Genomic DNA, 15,714 nt, shown 5'->3' with positions numbered 1-15,714 from the left:
TGCGAACTCTGCGTCTCTGCGGTTCGCTTTTTTAAAAACAATCTCACGCAAAGACGCAAAGACGCAAAGAAAGAGAAATATTATTCATCCTTACCTAATAATATTGATTTGATGTGGGTTAAAAAAGCAAGAGAATTAAAATCTGCTTTACTTCTAGTATGGGGAAAAATTGCAGCTTGACTAACTGATTCATCCCCGATTAAATTTTGATAGGGATCTAGTTTTAATTGTATCTTTCCTGATTTTTCATATTTTTCATAGCGGGAAAAATGAAATAGGGTTAAACATTGAATAATTTCATTTTTTAACTGACTCTCATTATCTATCAATCCTTTGAAGATATCTCTATCATCTAAAATATTAGTATCATAAATGTTGTATAATGTCGCATAAGACATGACTCCATGATAGTTAACATCCTTAGCAACTTGTAAACCATTAAATAAGTTGAAGAAAATCACAGATTGCTTATTTCTATCCTCTGCTAAATTGCTAAGTTCTAAGGTATCCTGAATATATAATGATCTGGATTCGGGAGTTTCAACTTTAACTGCATAGTATTTCTCAAAAAACATGGGATAAATTTTGATGTCATGTCTTTCTTTTCGCAAAGCTTGAATTACGTTTTGAGACATAAAAAATAACTCTTCACTTTTTTCCACTTGAGTAATATGTAAGGTACTACTATAGGGAACTTTTGCAATATAAATAAAGTGTTTGTACCCTTTTTCATAAAGTTTATCTACGTTATCAACTATAACTGTAGGATATTCAAACATTTTTTGATGATCTTCAAAGTTTTGGGAAAAGGTTTTAAAAAGTTGAAATCTCGCACTTTTTGCTTCCATCTGTAAGGTGATAATTTCACCAACTAAGTTAGACTGTTTCGCTTTGATATTCCACCGACTATCAGTTTCTCGACTGGAAACAACGATGATCGCAAGTTTGTCAAGTTCGGTAAATTTGAAGTGATCAGGATTATGTAATGTAAATTTTTTGGGAAATACTGAATATAATGAACTGAGAATGTTGGGAATTTTAAATTTTATATTACTGGGATTAGTAATTACAATTCCTTGTTCATTACTCCGATATTCTTCATTCAAAATATGAGATAATACCTTGGTTAAATCAACTATAAATTTTTCGATAATGACATTATCATCTGTCTTTTCTTTGAGGTGTATTCTTAATAGAGGAATAAATGGTTTTGTTTGTTTTTCTAAGATGACATGAAGACAAAGATATGCAAGTAAGCTATATACTATTTTGTAAATAAATTCTTGCTGCTTTTCTAATTTTTGTGTTTCTAAACGATGGGGAAATACTAACAGATTTCTATCCTTTAAGTTCTTTTCATAAAAGTTTCTGCATTGTTGATTTTCTATACCTAAGAATATGACTGGTAAAACTCCAATACTTTTATGAATATCATATTCCATGCTGAATGTTTCTTTATCTTCTGTTTCTAAAAACTGAATTTCGCTAATAGTGATTTTTGCAGGAAGACTGACAAGAATGTTTGTATGTGTGGTTGGATTTCCTAAGTGGATATATTTTAAGCAGTCTTTAAAGTTTTCGCGTAGTCTCTCTTTAAATAATGTATCTCTGTCGGTAATTTTATCAATGTCATTTTCTAAAATACTATGTTTAACGGAAATATGTACTGGATATTCTCTACTAGCAAATGGTGTTTTGCGTTCGATTAGTTTTTCTAAAACTTTTTTGAGGGTATCAATTTTTTGCTGAATGTTAAATTTATCAAATCCTTTTTTGAGGTTTCTTAATATTTGTTTTTTCTTGTCTTCATCGTTACCTTTTAAAACTGATAATACTGTTTCTAATTTTTCGATTGGATCATAATCTAATTCTGATTTGGGGTTATATTTTTCTGCTTGTGGATCTTGTCGTGATGCAAAGATAAAATAATACAAAAATGCTATTTTCAATACTTTATAAACAAAAGTGAATTTGGTCGCTTCGTCTGCAATTTTTTGTTGATGATCTTTGTTGTCTGGATCTAAAATATCCAGGTTTCTCTGAAAGACGTTTTTACCTCCATCACTTTGCACTTTTCCATCAAATTTCAATTTTAACCCAAAGGTAAATTCTATTTTTTCTCGGTTTGGATCTTCTATTTCTCCTAAATAACCTTCGATGATAGAAATAATTGGTAATTTATCATAAGCATCACTACGAGAAAACATAGTTTGATAGTTAACTGATATTCCTGCATAACTAACTTGATAATCTCCATCTGCTTTGCTGGTGTCGTTAATATAATCTTCTAATAGTTTCAATCTTCTGATTAAGTCTTCTAAGTAAATTTTACCTTTTAGGTGATCATTGCTTGCTTTTTCGTTGATGTTTTCTAATAAAAATTCTAAATATTTTATCTGTGCTAATTTTTTCAGTTTTCCTAATGTTTCTTGGTTGACTAGGTTTTGCAGTCTGTAAATATCAGATGTTTTGTTTTCTGTGAGATTTTCTAAAATATATGCTATTTCTTCTCTGTCACTATTACTAGCAAAGTTTGTATCTATAAAGTTGTTTAATCCTGTTAATAATGCTGAGGGAAAATCACGGGGTTTATCTACATAGATTTTGACTTTATGTGCTTTTAGTAGTTTTCTTTGTTTACCTTCTTCGTCTTTTTTAACGGTTAATCTTTGTTTTTCTAATTGTGAAGATGGAGGAAATTCATAACTAAAGTCTAATTTAGATGGTTTTTGGGAAGTTTGAAATTTTTGAATGTTGGTAAGTAGGTTTTTGATAAATGCAACTCTATCTTTGTTTTCTATATTTGGATGTTTCTGTATTTCTGCTGTTAATTGATGTTGAATATAACCTGTAATTTCTTTAATTTTCTCTCTAAATGATGCTTGAGAATTAGGACTAAAATTCAAAGTTGCTGCGCGTACCGATCTTTCATTTCCTAATGGGTTGTAAGGATTTAATTTAATAACTTCGTTGACGACTTCATTAATATTAATTAATACTCTTTTCTGATCTTCGGAAATTTTAAATATCTGCTGATCTTTTAAAACTTGGAGGATTTTATCTAATAAATCAGTATAATCCACATTGGCTAAGTCGGGATTTATTGCTATTCTATTCATTTGCACCTTTGTTTATTGTTTTTAATATTACAAGATTGTTCATCATAATGCTTTGCGAATTGACAAGTCAATACGTAAAAATCATTAAATAAGGTGGAAATTAACCACCTTACATTTGTGAAAGTATTTGATTTTTACAATTAAACTAAAGCTGCAACCTTCTCCAACAAACCCGTAAACAACCGCAAACCATCAGTATTACCTAACCTACTATCTGCTGCTCTTTCAGGATGTGGCATCATTCCTAACACATTACCTTGCAAATTGCAAATCCCGGCAATATTATTTAACGAACCGTTGGGGTTGTCTCCGTGATAACGAAATACAATTTGTCCGTTATCTTCAATCGCTGCTAAAGTTTCCTTATCTGCATAAAATCTCCCTTCACCATGTGCAATGGGTAAAGTTATAACTTCTCCCTCCGTATAACCATGAGTCCAAGGTAAATTATTACGCTCAACTTTTAAAGGAGTGCGATCGCAAATAAAATGTAAGTTCTCATTTCTTGTCAATGCACCAGGTAACAAACCAGCTTCAGTTAACACCTGAAAACCATTACAAATACCGATGACAAACTTACCTTTTTGTGAGTGATTTATCACTTCTTGCATTACAGGAGAGAAACGAGCGATCGCTCCACAACGTAAATAATCTCCATAACTAAAGCCACCAGGGACTATAATTACATCTATATCACTAATATCAGTCTCTTGATGCCAGACCATGCGCGTTGGTTGTCCTAGTAAATCTCTAGTAACATAAGCCGCATCACGGTCACAATTAGAACCTGGAAAAACTAAAACACCGAATTTCATAAATAAATAAGAGAATAGGTGACAGGTGACAGGTGACAGGTGACAGTAAAGAAGTTTTTACCAATCACCAATTACCAATTACCTAAAAAACGCCAGTTTGAGATTCCACTTCAATCAAATCAAAGCGATAGTTTTCTATCACTGTGTTTGCTAACATCTGCTCACACATATCATTTAAGTCTTGACGAGCCTTAGCTTCATCCGGTGCAATAGTAGTCAATTCAATATACTTACCAATTCTCACCTGTTCAACTGTTTCATGTCCCATTTGTCTCAAGCTAGTTTGCACGGCCACACCAGCGGGATCTAAAACTGAAGGACGAAGGGTAACAAAAATTTTGGCTAGATACTTCCTTTGCATGAGACTATGGATCAATTTTGCTAAATGGTGCGATCGCTATCCTATAACTTTTCTGTCACCACTGAGTGAAAATATAGTAGGTGACAGCGGACAGGTGACAGGTGACAGAGCTAAAAGTCTTTTATTATCCGAGTTTTTTATCATTAATTGATGTCCTAATTGCTATCAGATCACAGACTGATTAAAATTAATCTATAGAGTTAGCAAATCAAAAAAGCTGTGATCAGATATGGTAAGTTGAAATAGTTACATAAGATACTAGCTTTTGATAATTATTTAGCCCAACTCTAAAGTCAAAAATTACTATGAAAGCTATACGTACTCGTAGTCAAGAGCGAATTTTAAACTTGTTAAAAAACATCAAACAAGGAATTTCTGCTCAGGATATATACATAGAATTACGTAACCGAAATCAAAGTATGGGTTTAGCTACAGTGTACCGTTCCCTGGAAGCTTTAAAACTAGAAGGTCAAGTACAAGTGAGAACCTTAGCTAATGGTGAAGCTTTATATAGTTTAACCCAACAGGATAAACACCACCTCACTTGTTTACAATGTGGTATTTCTATTCCCATTCATCAATGTCCCGTTCATGAACTAGAAGACGAGTTAAAAACCACGCACAAATTTAAAGTCTTCTACCACACCTTAGAATTTTTCGGACTGTGTGATCAATGTCAAGAAGTAGGTGACAGGTGACAGTGTAAGAGGGAATAGGTAAAAGTTTGTCGGGTTTGAATTTGAACTTGTTTATCGCTTATTTTCAAATAAAGGATTAGAAGCGTGGGGAATATCAGTGACAATAGAACGAATACCTTCAACAGTAGCGGGAATATTGCGAGGGTCCATAAACATCACTTTGCTACTATCGCTTTTACCGATAATTGTCCCCATATCCAAATAACCCAAAGCAACGAGAACTTCTATTGCTTTTTGCGCTTCTGGATTTGCTTTCATTTTTTGAGAAATAATTTCTGCTGATTCAGCGATCGCCTGTGCTTTCAAAACCTGCTGTTGTCTTTCCGCTTGTGCCTTTAATACAATTGCTTTTTGTTCTGCTTCAGCACTTAATATTACCGACTTTTGTCTAGCTTCCGCATCCAAAATTTGAGCATCCGCTTTACCCCTAGCACTATTCACCGCAGACTCTCTATCACCCTCAGAAGTTAAAATTGCTGCCCGTTTTTTTCTTTCTGCGGACATTTGCAATTCCATCGAGTCTTGTACTGCCTTAGATGGGACAATATCCCTTAATTCTACTCTGGTAACTTTAACACCCCAAGGGTCAGTAGAAATATCTAACTCTCTTAACAGCAGTTCATTAATTTGATTACGAGCGGTAAAAGTTTGATCTAATTCTAACTGCCCCATTTCTGCCCGAATTTGGGTTAAAACTAAGTTTACCATCGCTGATTGGAGATTTTCTACTTTATAGTAAGACTTTTCCATATCCACGATCCGCCAATAAACCACCGCATCAACCGTGATAGAAACATTATCACGAGTGATACATTGTTGGGGGGGAATATCTAAAACCTTTTCCCGGATCGTTTGTTTATACACAACATTATCGAAAAAAGGATTAATCATACTTAAACCCGGCCCAAGCTTTTTCTTATAACTACCCAAACTTTCCACCAAAGCTTCATCACCCTGATTAATCACTCTCACTGATTTGAGGACAACAGTACCGCCCCCAAAAGCTAAAGCAAGTAACAATAAAAATTGACCCATTTTGATAACTCTCCTAAGTGTCAAGTAAATTTAAAACTATGAATGTAAAACATTTTCTGGCATAACAATTAAAGTAGTTCCTTCCCTAGAAACCACATAAACCCTTTGTCCTGATGCTAAAGTGAGTTTTTCATCATCACATCTAGCTCGCCAAGAATTACCTTCATAAAGTACCCTTCCCGGTTGTCCTGGGAGAATTTCTGTTAAAGTTTCTCCCATTACGGCATCAGTGATTTTTGACTTCCGTGCGGATGGTTGTAGAAATCTGCGGGAAAACACAACTAAAACCGTAGAAAGCAACAGCCAAAGAACAACTTGCAGCCATAAACTGCTTAATCCCAAATAAGAAAGGAGTGCAACAACAAAAGCGCTAACTCCCATCATGAATTCTACAAAGGCAGTTGGTAACAAAAGTTCCATTAAACAGAGAATAATTCCTGCTACCAGCCAGATTAAGGTAAAAATTGGCATAATGCCATCCTAGACGATCAAAACAAAAATTTATTTCAATATTATTTTGTGATTAACTACATCCAGATAGTATCTATTTACCGAAAAAAATCTTTGATTAAATTAAGTAACAACCTATCAACAGAAATGTATAAACATAGTTTATGCCAAAGTTACAGTCATTGACAGATAAAGTTAATTGAAATTCACGTTTTATAATTTATACCTTTATGATTTCCACCGAGCGGATTATTTATTGTCCAAACCCAGATTGTGAACAACCTATAAATAAAGTAGGCGATCGCCTGTGTAAAACTTGCCAAACTCCCCTAATTTATCGTTATTTATGGGCAGTAGGAACAGCAGTAGCCAGCATACCACTAGAAGCAAAAGTAGCTAATAGATATGAGGTAATTACTGAGCAAATTTGGCTAGATACCCAACCAGGCCAACCCCCAGAAATTCCTACAGAACTACCACCCTCAGTAATTCCTTACCTGAAACTTTATCCTGAACGGTTACACATTCCCCAACCCTACGGATTTGTGAGTAGTTCAGAGACAGAAACAAACGATATTTTGTTATTAGAAAATGTACCCATAGATAATCAAGGAAATTTTTACCCCGTAATTACAGAAGTATGGGAAAAAGCTAAAGCAGTTAGACAATTATACTGGCTATGGCAAATCCTCCAACTATGGAAACCACTATCAGAACTGGGAGTATCTGCCAGCTTACTATCTCCATATAATATTTTAGTGCAAGGATGGTGTATCAAATTATTAGAACTTCATCCAAACACACAACAAATCACATTACAAGATTTGGGTGCATCTTGGCATTCCTGGATACAGGTAGCAAAAGCAGAAATAGCACCAGGTTTAAACAACATCATTCAAAAGATGTGTCAAGGTGAAACAGACTTGACCTCCATTAGTCATCAACTGAATCAATTATTACTGGGTTCAGCAGCAGAATTACCACTGATGGTAAATGTTGCTGGTTGCACAGATCCTGGTTTGGTACTGAAACATAACGAAGACAGTTGTTACCCTAACAATACTGATCAACTAGATGAATTTTTAAACAAACATTTATCAATAGTTTGTGATGGTATTGATGGCCATGAAGGTGGTGAAGTTGCCAGTCAATTAGCAGTACAGTCCTTAAAATTACAAATTCGTGCCTGGTTGCAAGACATAGCTGAACAAACAGAAATTATTCCTCCAGACTTACTCAAGCAACAACTAGAAGCTAGTTTACGGGTAGTGAATAATATGATTTGGTCACGTAACGACGAACAAAACCGCCAAGGGAGGGAACGCATGGCCACAACCTTAGTTATGGCAGTGCAATTACCACAACGTATAATTACTAACACAGGATGGGAATCAGAAAATACCCATGAACTTTATCTAGCTAATGTAGGTGATAGTCGTGCTTATTGGATCACACCTAATTATTGCCAATTATTGACCATAGATGACGACATGGCCAGTAGAGAAGTTTGTGTTGGCCACAGTTTGTATCGTCAAGCAGACAAACAGCCCAACGCCCATGCCCTTACCCAAGCATTAGGAACAAAAGAGGCAGAATCACTCAAATTTTCCGTAAAACGCTTTATTTTAGAAGAAGATGGCATTTTATTATTATGTTCCGATGGTTTAAGTGATCATGATGGGGTGGAAAAATCTTGGCGAGATCATGTCATACCCTTATTAAAAGGTGAATTAGCTGTGGAAGAAGCCGCCCGTGACTGGGTAAAACAGGCCAATGAAAAAAATGGTCAAGATAATACATCTGCCGTGATTTCCGTGTGTCGTATTTCCCAAGCTTATTTAGTACCTGTTCAACCTGCACCATTGCTATTAGAAACAGATGAACCAGAAGAATCAGCTATTACATTATCAGCACCAGCACCTTCAGAAATACAACCACCAGAAGAAGATGCTTTAACAGAGAGTTCCCAAGCTTTATTAGAGTTAGAATTAAGTGAAGATCCTGAACCTACAGTATTTAAAGAGACAAATAAAGGCAAGCCGTTAGTGATTTTAGGGGGAATTTTAGCTTTATTGCTGGGAGGTACAGGCTTTGGTTTATTTGCTTGGTGGCAACTTCAACCCCAGTCCTTTAACCAGTTTTGTAGACAACTACCCCCAGAATTAGGGCAATTCTGCCCAAACCAGGAATAAGCTATATTTCCCAAAGGTCTAGATATGGTAAAATCAACCAGGCTAGACAAATACAGTCACAAAGTTAGCTTGGTACTAAAGATGACCATCTGACTGTTTTTAGCAGTAGTGGTCTACTTTCAATCAATAGAATTAGTGCCAGTATCTGCCATAACTGAGTGATGACTGTAGAAATAGTTGTGGAAGTTCAAAAGTTAGATATAAATAATGGTATGAAAATAGGCGATCGCGTTCGTGTGAAAGAGTCCGTTGTAGTTTATCACCACCCTGAACATCGTAATCAGGCTTTTGATATCAAGGGTACAGAAGGGGAAATTTCAGCTATTGTCACTCAGTGGGAAGGTAGACCAGTAAGTGCTAATTTCCCGGTTTTAGTCAAGTTTGACAAAAGATTTAAGGCTCATTTACGCGAGGGTGAATTAGAAGTAATTTGATTGAATTAAATTAAATTTAGTTAATCCTCAATTTATCTTTCAGCGGCGACGAAACCACCCCATAATATTGAGTTCGCCGCGCATTCTTTGTAGTTCTCTCTGGTTTTCCGCAGCAGTTTGATAATACCATTCACAATAAATTTGAAATTCTGAACGGGTTTGAACTTCTTGATAAAATTCAATACTTGTTTGATGAACTGCAAAAACTTCCTCAACTTCCGGTTGAGTTGATGGGACTATATATGGTAGTTCTTTACTCATTTTTTATTGTTTATTGGTAATTGTTTATTGGTAATTAGATTATTCATCCTCCCCTGCTGCCTACAGCCAACCACGTAAACTATAAACAAAACTGCCGATATATTCTTTTAAAGCAGTAGTAAACTGATTGAGATTATTAGCATCAGGTAACAAATTAAGGATAGCAGCTTTAGGAGTGCTGGCTAATTCTTGAATTTCTGCTTGACTGATCAGAAAATCTGTAGGTGCAGGAATAACATCAATACCTTGACGTTGAAAAATCTTAATTGCTCTGGGTGTGTGCATTGCGGAAGTGACTAATAGAACTTTTTTAATATTGCGAGATGCGAGAATTTGTTTAACATTAACTGCGTTTTGATAGGTGTTTAAAGATTCAGATTCTTGAATAATTGCATCCGCTGGTATACCAAGTGAAGTGAGAATATTTGCCATATCTGCTGATTCGGCAAAACCACTCCCACGCCAATTAATCCGACCACCACTTAAAATGATTATAGGTGCTTTTTTTTGACGATAGAGTTGAGCCGCATAAATCACGCGATCGCCAGATTCACTTAAATCAGGGGCTGTACGCGGCCAAATAGCGGATTTAGTTGCACCTCCTAACACTATAATAGCCTCAGCTTGGGGTATTTCTTTAAGGGGTATATTTTGCCATTCTAGCGATCGCACCAGGTTTTTAGACACCCAACCATTACTACAAACCAGCAATAAACTTAAAGATAGAGAAATAGCGATCGCCGCAATTTTAGGACGTTTCCACAGTGTAAATAAAGCTATTATTAAACTAACACTAGCTAAACCCAAAGGATAAAAAAATAGCGGTAATAATTTAGAAAGATATAAAAAACTCATGATTTCACAAATTAACTATACAATTTATTCAGTCCTAATTGGCATATCTAACCACTCACTCAATTCATGTACAAGCCAATTAAGTTCTGGTTCAGATATTAACTCATTATCATTACCAAGAATGAATTTATGTTCTTCTAATAAAATTCTTCATCCAGATTTTTTACCTAACTGCTGTTGAACTTCGTAGCGATCGCCTAATACTTCCCTATCCACCATAATTACCTATAGAGCTATGTTATTAAACTTTCTCTAGTTTATTACTTGTGAAATCACTTCAGCCAGTATTTTAACTGCAAGAGATCAAGCAAATGCTTACCCAATCTAGCTTTCCCGGTTTGAACTTTGACTTTTAAATTTTGAATTTTTTTATGCCCTCTAAACTTTGGCCTTACATCACCCCTGGTATCCCCGATGATTTATTTGAGAACTTACCAGGCATTCCCCTCAGTCAGCGAGAATTAAGATTATTGTTAATTTCCCAACTGCGACTCAAATCAGATTCTGTATTGTGGGATATTGGCGCAGGAACAGGTACAATTCCCGTAGAAGTGGGGTTATTGTGTCCCCAAGGAAAAGTAATTGCTGTAGAGAGAGACGAAGATGTAGCTAATTTGATCAAATGTAACTGCGATCGCTTTGAAGTCAAAAATGTAGAAGTAGTCCAAGGCAGCGCCCCAGAGTGTTTACATAACATCAACCAAAACCCTGACTGTGTGTGTATGGAAGGGGGAAAAAATATCCAGGAAATTTTACAAGCTGTCTGGGTTTATTTGCCTTTATCCGGTCGAGTAGTTGCCACAGCTGCTAATCTAGAGAGTCTGTATGCTATTTCCCAAAGCTTTTCCCAGTTAAGAGCCAGAAATATTGAAGTTGTGCAGTCTGCGGTTAACCGCTTAGAAACACGTGGTTTTTCTCAAACCTTTGTAGCGGCTGATCCCATTTTTATCGTCAGTGGTGAAAAACTAGATTGAATCTATTCGGTTTTCGGTTTTGGATTCAATCAAAAATCAAAAATCAAAAATCAAAAATCAAAAATATTATTATGCCATGCCTTGGTCAAGAATTATTAGTGGAATTGTGGCGATCGCCCTTGCCTTATCTTCAACCTTATTAGGAGGTTGGTACTTCACTGTAGCTATGGCGATCGTCGTCTTCCTAGGTCAACAGGAATATTTTAATTTAGTCCGTACTAGAGGGATGTCTCCTGCTGCTAAAACAACTATCTTTGTTAGTATCATTTTACTAGCAATATGTACTCTCAATGCTAGTTTAGCTGATGCCCTCATGCCCCTAGCAGGTACATTTATTTGTTTTTACCTACTCTTTCAACCCCAATTTGCTACCATTGCAGATATTTCCGCTTCTATTATGGGGCTATTTTACGTTGGTTATTTACCTAGTTACTGGGTAAGATTAAGAAACCTCAATAGCACAGATATCATCAGTAATATTCCCTTTGGTGGCTACTGGCCGAATAATTGGCATGATATTTTTACCCAAGGCAAATTAGAAACATTACCACAAGGTTTAACATTTACTGTTTTAACTTTTTTATGTATTTGGGCTGCTGATATTGGCGCTTACACTTTTGGTAAATTTTTAGGTAAAACTCCTCTCTCAAATATCAGTCCTAAAAAAACAGTAGAAGGAGCAATTTTTGGAATTACAGGTAGCATTATCATCGCTTTATTAGGAGCTTATTTTCTCCATTTACCTTACTTCCTGGTCACAGGTTCACTTTTGGGTGTGTTAATTGGTATTGCCAGTCTCTTAGGTGATTTAACAGAATCCATGTTAAAAAGAGATGCAGGAGTTAAAGATTCAGGACAATTAATACCTGGTCATGGTGGCATCTTAGATCGGACAGACAGCTACATTTTTACTGCTCCCCTAGTTTACTATTTTGTCACCCTTTTACTCCCTTTGTTAAAATAGGAAATTTATCAGCTTTCAGGTTATCTAAACATCCTGTAAAGATTCAGCTATCAGCTATAAAATGTAAGAGTTAAGTAAAGGGTAAATATGCGATTACTACATACAATGTTGCGAGTAGGCAACTTAGAAGAGTCCTTAAAATTCTATTGTGATGTATTGGGTATGAAATTACTCCGCCGCAAAGACTATCCAGGTGGAGAATTCACCCTTGCTTTTGTGGGTTACGGTGATGAATGTGACAATACAGTCCTAGAATTAACTTACAACTGGGGTGTGGAAAAATATGATTTAGGTTCAGCCTATGGTCATATTGCACTGGGAGTAGATGACATTTACGCCACCTGTGAGCAAATTAGACAATGTGGAGCTAAAGTAGTTAGAGAACCAGGGCCAATGAAACATGGTTCTACAATAATTGCTTTTGTTGAAGATCCAGATGGATATAAAGTTGAATTAATTCAGTTAACTACACTAAAGTAGATCAAATAAAGAAACATCTACATCTCTAAAGTTAATTCAGTAATTCTGCTTTGAATGATCTTATCTTAGAGTAAGGTGGGCATTGCCCACCACAACAATAATGCTTGTGTTTTTGATTGGTGTTCATGTCGTAAAATGGTCAAATTACGGGAAAAATAGGTGTTATTCTTTACAAATCACCAATTTATCAACTTAAAGTCAAAATCTAAAATCTAAAATTTTCAAAGATGCAGCCTACAGATCCAAATAAATTTACTGATACAACCTGGGATGCAGTGATTAAATCTCAGGATATAGTTCGTGCATATCAACAACAACAATTAGAAGTAGAACATTTAATTCTTGCCCTTTTAGAAGAATCTAGTAGTATATCCGCAGGTATTCTTACTCGTGCTGAAATAGATCCAATTAAATTACAGCAACAGTTAGAAGCTTATACTAAACGTCAGCCCAGGATAGGAAAAAATGATCAATTATATCTAGGTAGAAATTTAGATTTACTTTTAGATAGAGCCGAAGAAATTCGTGGCAGAATGAAAGATGCAGAAATTTCTGAAGGTCACGTTTTCTTAGCCTTCGCAGAAGATGAACGTATCGGCAGACGAATATTTAAAGCCTTAAATGTTGATATTACTAAATTAGAAACTGCTGTTAAAAATGTCCGTGTGACTCAAAAAGTCACCCCCAAGTCAAGCGAAACAGAAACTGAGGATGGACAGTACCAAGCGTTAGAGCGTTTTGGTAGAGATTTGACAGAACAGGCAAAAGCAGGAAAATTAGATCCTGTAATCGGCCGCGATGATGAAATTCGCCGCGTCATTCAAGTATTATCAAGACGTAGCAAAAATAACCCAGTTTTAATTGGAGAACCGGGCGTTGGCAAAACTGCGATCGCCGAAGCTTTAGCCCAGAGAATGGTTAATGGCGACGTTCCCGAATCTTTAAAAAACCGTCAATTGATTTCTTTAGATATCGGTAGTCTCATTGCTGGGGCCAAATACCGTGGTGAATTTGAAGACCGTTTAAAAAATGTCCTCCGGGAAGTTACGGAATCAAACGGGCAAATAGTTCTATTTATTGATGAACTGCATACCGTAGTTGGTGCAGGTTCTAACCAACAAGGATCAATGGATGCGGGTAACTTACTTAAACCCATGTTAGCGAGGGGCGAGTTACGTTGTATCGGTGCAACCACCTTAGATGAATATCGTAAATTCATTGAAAAAGACGCAGCTTTAGAAAGAAGATTTCAACAGGTATATGTAGATCAACCTACCGTAGAAAATACAATCTCGATTTTACGGGGTTTGAAAGAACGCTACGAAGTCCATCACAACGTTAAAATATCCGATTCCGCTTTAGTAGCAGCAGCAACTTTATCAGCCCGTTATATTGCCGATAGATTTTTACCAGACAAAGCCATTGACTTAGTTGACGAAGCCGCAGCGAAATTAAAAATGGAAATTACCTCCAAACCGGCGGAATTAGAAACCATTGATAGACGCTTAATGCAGCTAGAAATGGAAAAACTATCATTAGCAGGAGAAGATAACGAAACTTCCCCAACTAGAGAAAGATTACAGCTAATTGAGCAAGAAATTAACACATTAACAATTAAACAGCAAAGCTTTAATGAACAATGGCAAGGGGAAAAGCAATTATTAGAAGCAATTAGCACCCTCAAAAAAGAAGAAGACGCAATGCGGGTGCAAATTGAACAAGCAGAAAGGGATTATGATTTAAACAAAGCGGCTCAATTGAAATACGGTAAATTAGAAGGAGTGCAAAGAGAACGGGAAATTAAAGAAACAAAACTCCTAGAAATTCAAAGTCAAGGTTCTACCCTGCTGCGAGAACAAGTCACAGAAGCCGACATAGCCGAAATAGTCGCCAAATGGACAGGTATACCAGTTAACCGCCTGTTAGAATCAGAACGGCAGAAATTACTGAAATTAGAAAGCCATTTACATGAACGGGTAATTGGACAGGAAGAAGCTGTTTCTGCCGTTGCTGCGGCCATTCGTCGCGCCCGTGCAGGGATGAAAGACCCCTCACGTCCTATTGGGTCATTTTTGTTCATGGGACCGACTGGGGTAGGTAAAACCGAACTCGCCCGCGCTTTAGCTCAATTTCTCTTTGATTCCGATGATGCTTTGGTGCGGTTGGATATGTCCGAGTACATGGAAAAACACTCCGTTTCCCGCCTAGTGGGTGCGCCTCCTGGATACATCGGTTATGAAGAAGGTGGTCAACTTTCCGAAGCTATTCGTCGTCATCCCTATTCTGTAGTGTTGCTAGATGAAGTAGAAAAAGCCCATCCCGATGTGTTTAATATTTTGCTTCAAGTATTAGATGATGGTAGAGTTACGGACTCACAAGGTAGGGGAGTTGATTTCCGAAACACAGTTATAGTCATGACTAGCAACCTTGGCAGTGAGCATATTTTGGATGTTGCTGGTGATGACTCCAAGTATGATATAATGCGAAACAGGGTGATGGAATCTTTGCGATCGCACTTCCGCCCCGAATTTCTCAACCGCGTTGATGACTTAATATTGTTCCATACCCTCAGCCGTTCAGAAATGCGGCACATTATTCGTATTCAATTGAAACGGGTGGAAAATCTACTCAAAGAGCAAAAAATATCCTTTGAAATATCTCAAGCCGCCTGTGACCATTTGGTTGAAGCTGGTTATGATCCAGTGTATGGCGCACGTCCATTAAAAAGGTCAATTCAGCGCGAAGTTGAAAACCCTCTCGCTACCAAATTATTAGAAAATACCTTTATCTCTGGTGACACAATTATTATTGAAAAAGGTGAACATGGGTTAACTTTTACCAAGAAAGCACCTGTAAAGAATGTAGCTAAAACTAAGGCTGTTAAATTATTAGAAACATCCTCAGATGTCTAAATTGCTTTATCCTCCAATTATATTTAGTAATGTTGGTAGTATAAAATTTAGCCACTAGTTTTTTCTGAAAGTCAGGGGTTAGGGCTGTATCTATCTTTTAAATGTAAAGTAAATTTATCTTAATCTGATCAGATACTGGCTCAACTTTGAAAATGAGGTTAAAT

Annotated in this window: 15 protein-coding genes; 8 read left to right on the top strand and 7 right to left on the bottom strand. The window is 36.3% G+C overall.

Going from position 1 to position 15,714, the window contains the following annotated elements; all coding sequences use genetic code 11:
• Positions 1-80 precede the first annotated feature (80 nt).
• The 3 genes from WJM97_RS13745 to purS all read right to left on the bottom strand — a co-directional run bounded on the left by WJM97_RS13745 (position 81) and on the right by purS (position 4,295).
• On the bottom strand, positions 81-3,119 hold the full coding sequence (locus WJM97_RS13745; protein WP_353929367.1) for a hypothetical protein: 3,039 nt from the start codon (positions 3,117-3,119) through the stop codon (positions 81-83).
• A gap of 140 nt (positions 3,120-3,259) precedes the next feature.
• A complete protein-coding gene (gene purQ, locus WJM97_RS13740; protein ID WP_353929366.1) occupies positions 3,260-3,934 on the bottom strand; it encodes a phosphoribosylformylglycinamidine synthase subunit PurQ in 675 nt (224 codons plus the stop codon).
• A gap of 82 nt (positions 3,935-4,016) precedes the next feature.
• On the bottom strand, positions 4,017-4,295 hold the full coding sequence (purS, locus tag WJM97_RS13735) for a phosphoribosylformylglycinamidine synthase subunit PurS (protein WP_353929365.1): 279 nt from the start codon (positions 4,293-4,295) through the stop codon (positions 4,017-4,019).
• Between purS and WJM97_RS13730 the strand changes: the two genes are divergently transcribed.
• Positions 4,294-4,446: a hypothetical protein gene (locus WJM97_RS13730; RefSeq protein ID WP_353929364.1), complete on the top strand. Its 153-nt coding sequence runs from the start codon at positions 4,294-4,296 to the stop codon at positions 4,444-4,446. The two genes, purS and WJM97_RS13730, sit on opposite strands and share 2 nt — an antisense overlap.
• Before the next feature lie 154 nt (positions 4,447-4,600).
• Positions 4,601-4,993: a Fur family transcriptional regulator gene (locus WJM97_RS13725; protein WP_353929363.1), complete on the top strand. Its 393-nt coding sequence runs from the start codon at positions 4,601-4,603 to the stop codon at positions 4,991-4,993.
• Between the two features lie 51 nt (positions 4,994-5,044).
• On the opposite strand, the gene WJM97_RS13720 is transcribed toward WJM97_RS13725, so the two are convergent.
• Entirely contained in the window at positions 5,045-6,028 is a 984-nt protein-coding gene (locus tag WJM97_RS13720; protein WP_353929362.1) for a stomatin-like protein, read from the bottom strand.
• A 36-nt stretch (positions 6,029-6,064) separates the two neighbouring features.
• Positions 6,065-6,499, bottom strand: coding sequence for an NfeD family protein (locus WJM97_RS13715; protein ID WP_353929361.1), 435 nt, complete (start codon positions 6,497-6,499; stop codon positions 6,065-6,067).
• A gap of 209 nt (positions 6,500-6,708) precedes the next feature.
• Between WJM97_RS13715 and WJM97_RS13710 the strand changes: the two genes are divergently transcribed.
• A complete protein-coding gene (locus WJM97_RS13710; protein ID WP_353929360.1) occupies positions 6,709-8,670 on the top strand; it encodes a protein phosphatase 2C domain-containing protein in 1,962 nt (653 codons plus the stop codon).
• A 161-nt stretch (positions 8,671-8,831) separates the two neighbouring features.
• Positions 8,832-9,104: a ferredoxin-thioredoxin reductase variable chain gene (locus tag WJM97_RS13705; protein WP_353929359.1), complete on the top strand. Its 273-nt coding sequence runs from the start codon at positions 8,832-8,834 to the stop codon at positions 9,102-9,104.
• A gap of 39 nt (positions 9,105-9,143) precedes the next feature.
• Here WJM97_RS13705 and WJM97_RS13700 read toward each other — a convergent pair whose 3' ends face one another.
• Entirely contained in the window at positions 9,144-9,365 is a 222-nt protein-coding gene (locus WJM97_RS13700) for a hypothetical protein (protein WP_353929358.1), read from the bottom strand.
• Positions 9,366-9,425: 60 nt separating this feature from the next.
• Positions 9,426-10,220: a YdcF family protein gene (locus WJM97_RS13695; protein WP_353929357.1), complete on the bottom strand. Its 795-nt coding sequence runs from the start codon at positions 10,218-10,220 to the stop codon at positions 9,426-9,428.
• Positions 10,221-10,591: 371 nt separating this feature from the next.
• Between WJM97_RS13695 and cbiT the strand changes: the two genes are divergently transcribed.
• From cbiT to clpB, 4 genes are all read left to right on the top strand, one after another.
• Positions 10,592-11,194: a precorrin-6Y C5,15-methyltransferase subunit CbiT gene (cbiT, locus tag WJM97_RS13690; RefSeq protein ID WP_353929356.1), complete on the top strand. Its 603-nt coding sequence runs from the start codon at positions 10,592-10,594 to the stop codon at positions 11,192-11,194.
• Positions 11,195-11,270: 76 nt separating this feature from the next.
• Entirely contained in the window at positions 11,271-12,158 is an 888-nt protein-coding gene (locus WJM97_RS13685) for a phosphatidate cytidylyltransferase (RefSeq protein ID WP_353933168.1), read from the top strand.
• A gap of 87 nt (positions 12,159-12,245) precedes the next feature.
• The gene (gloA, locus tag WJM97_RS13680; protein WP_353929355.1) at positions 12,246-12,638 is read left to right on the top strand and encodes a lactoylglutathione lyase; all 393 of its coding nucleotides are present in this window, start codon (positions 12,246-12,248) and stop codon (positions 12,636-12,638) included.
• A gap of 227 nt (positions 12,639-12,865) precedes the next feature.
• Positions 12,866-15,550 carry an ATP-dependent chaperone ClpB gene (gene clpB / locus WJM97_RS13675; RefSeq protein WP_353929354.1) on the top strand — a complete coding sequence of 895 codons (2,685 nt, stop codon included), beginning with the start codon at positions 12,866-12,868 and terminating at the stop codon, positions 15,548-15,550.
• The last annotated feature ends 164 nt before the right edge of the window (positions 15,551-15,714 follow it).

This window comes from Okeanomitos corallinicola TIOX110, from assembly GCF_038050375.1.
Taxonomy (GTDB): domain Bacteria; phylum Cyanobacteriota; class Cyanobacteriia; order Cyanobacteriales; family Nostocaceae; genus Okeanomitos; species Okeanomitos corallinicola.
Note: the sequence above shows the minus strand (reverse complement) of the source record. Positions and strands in the feature narration are given on the sequence as shown.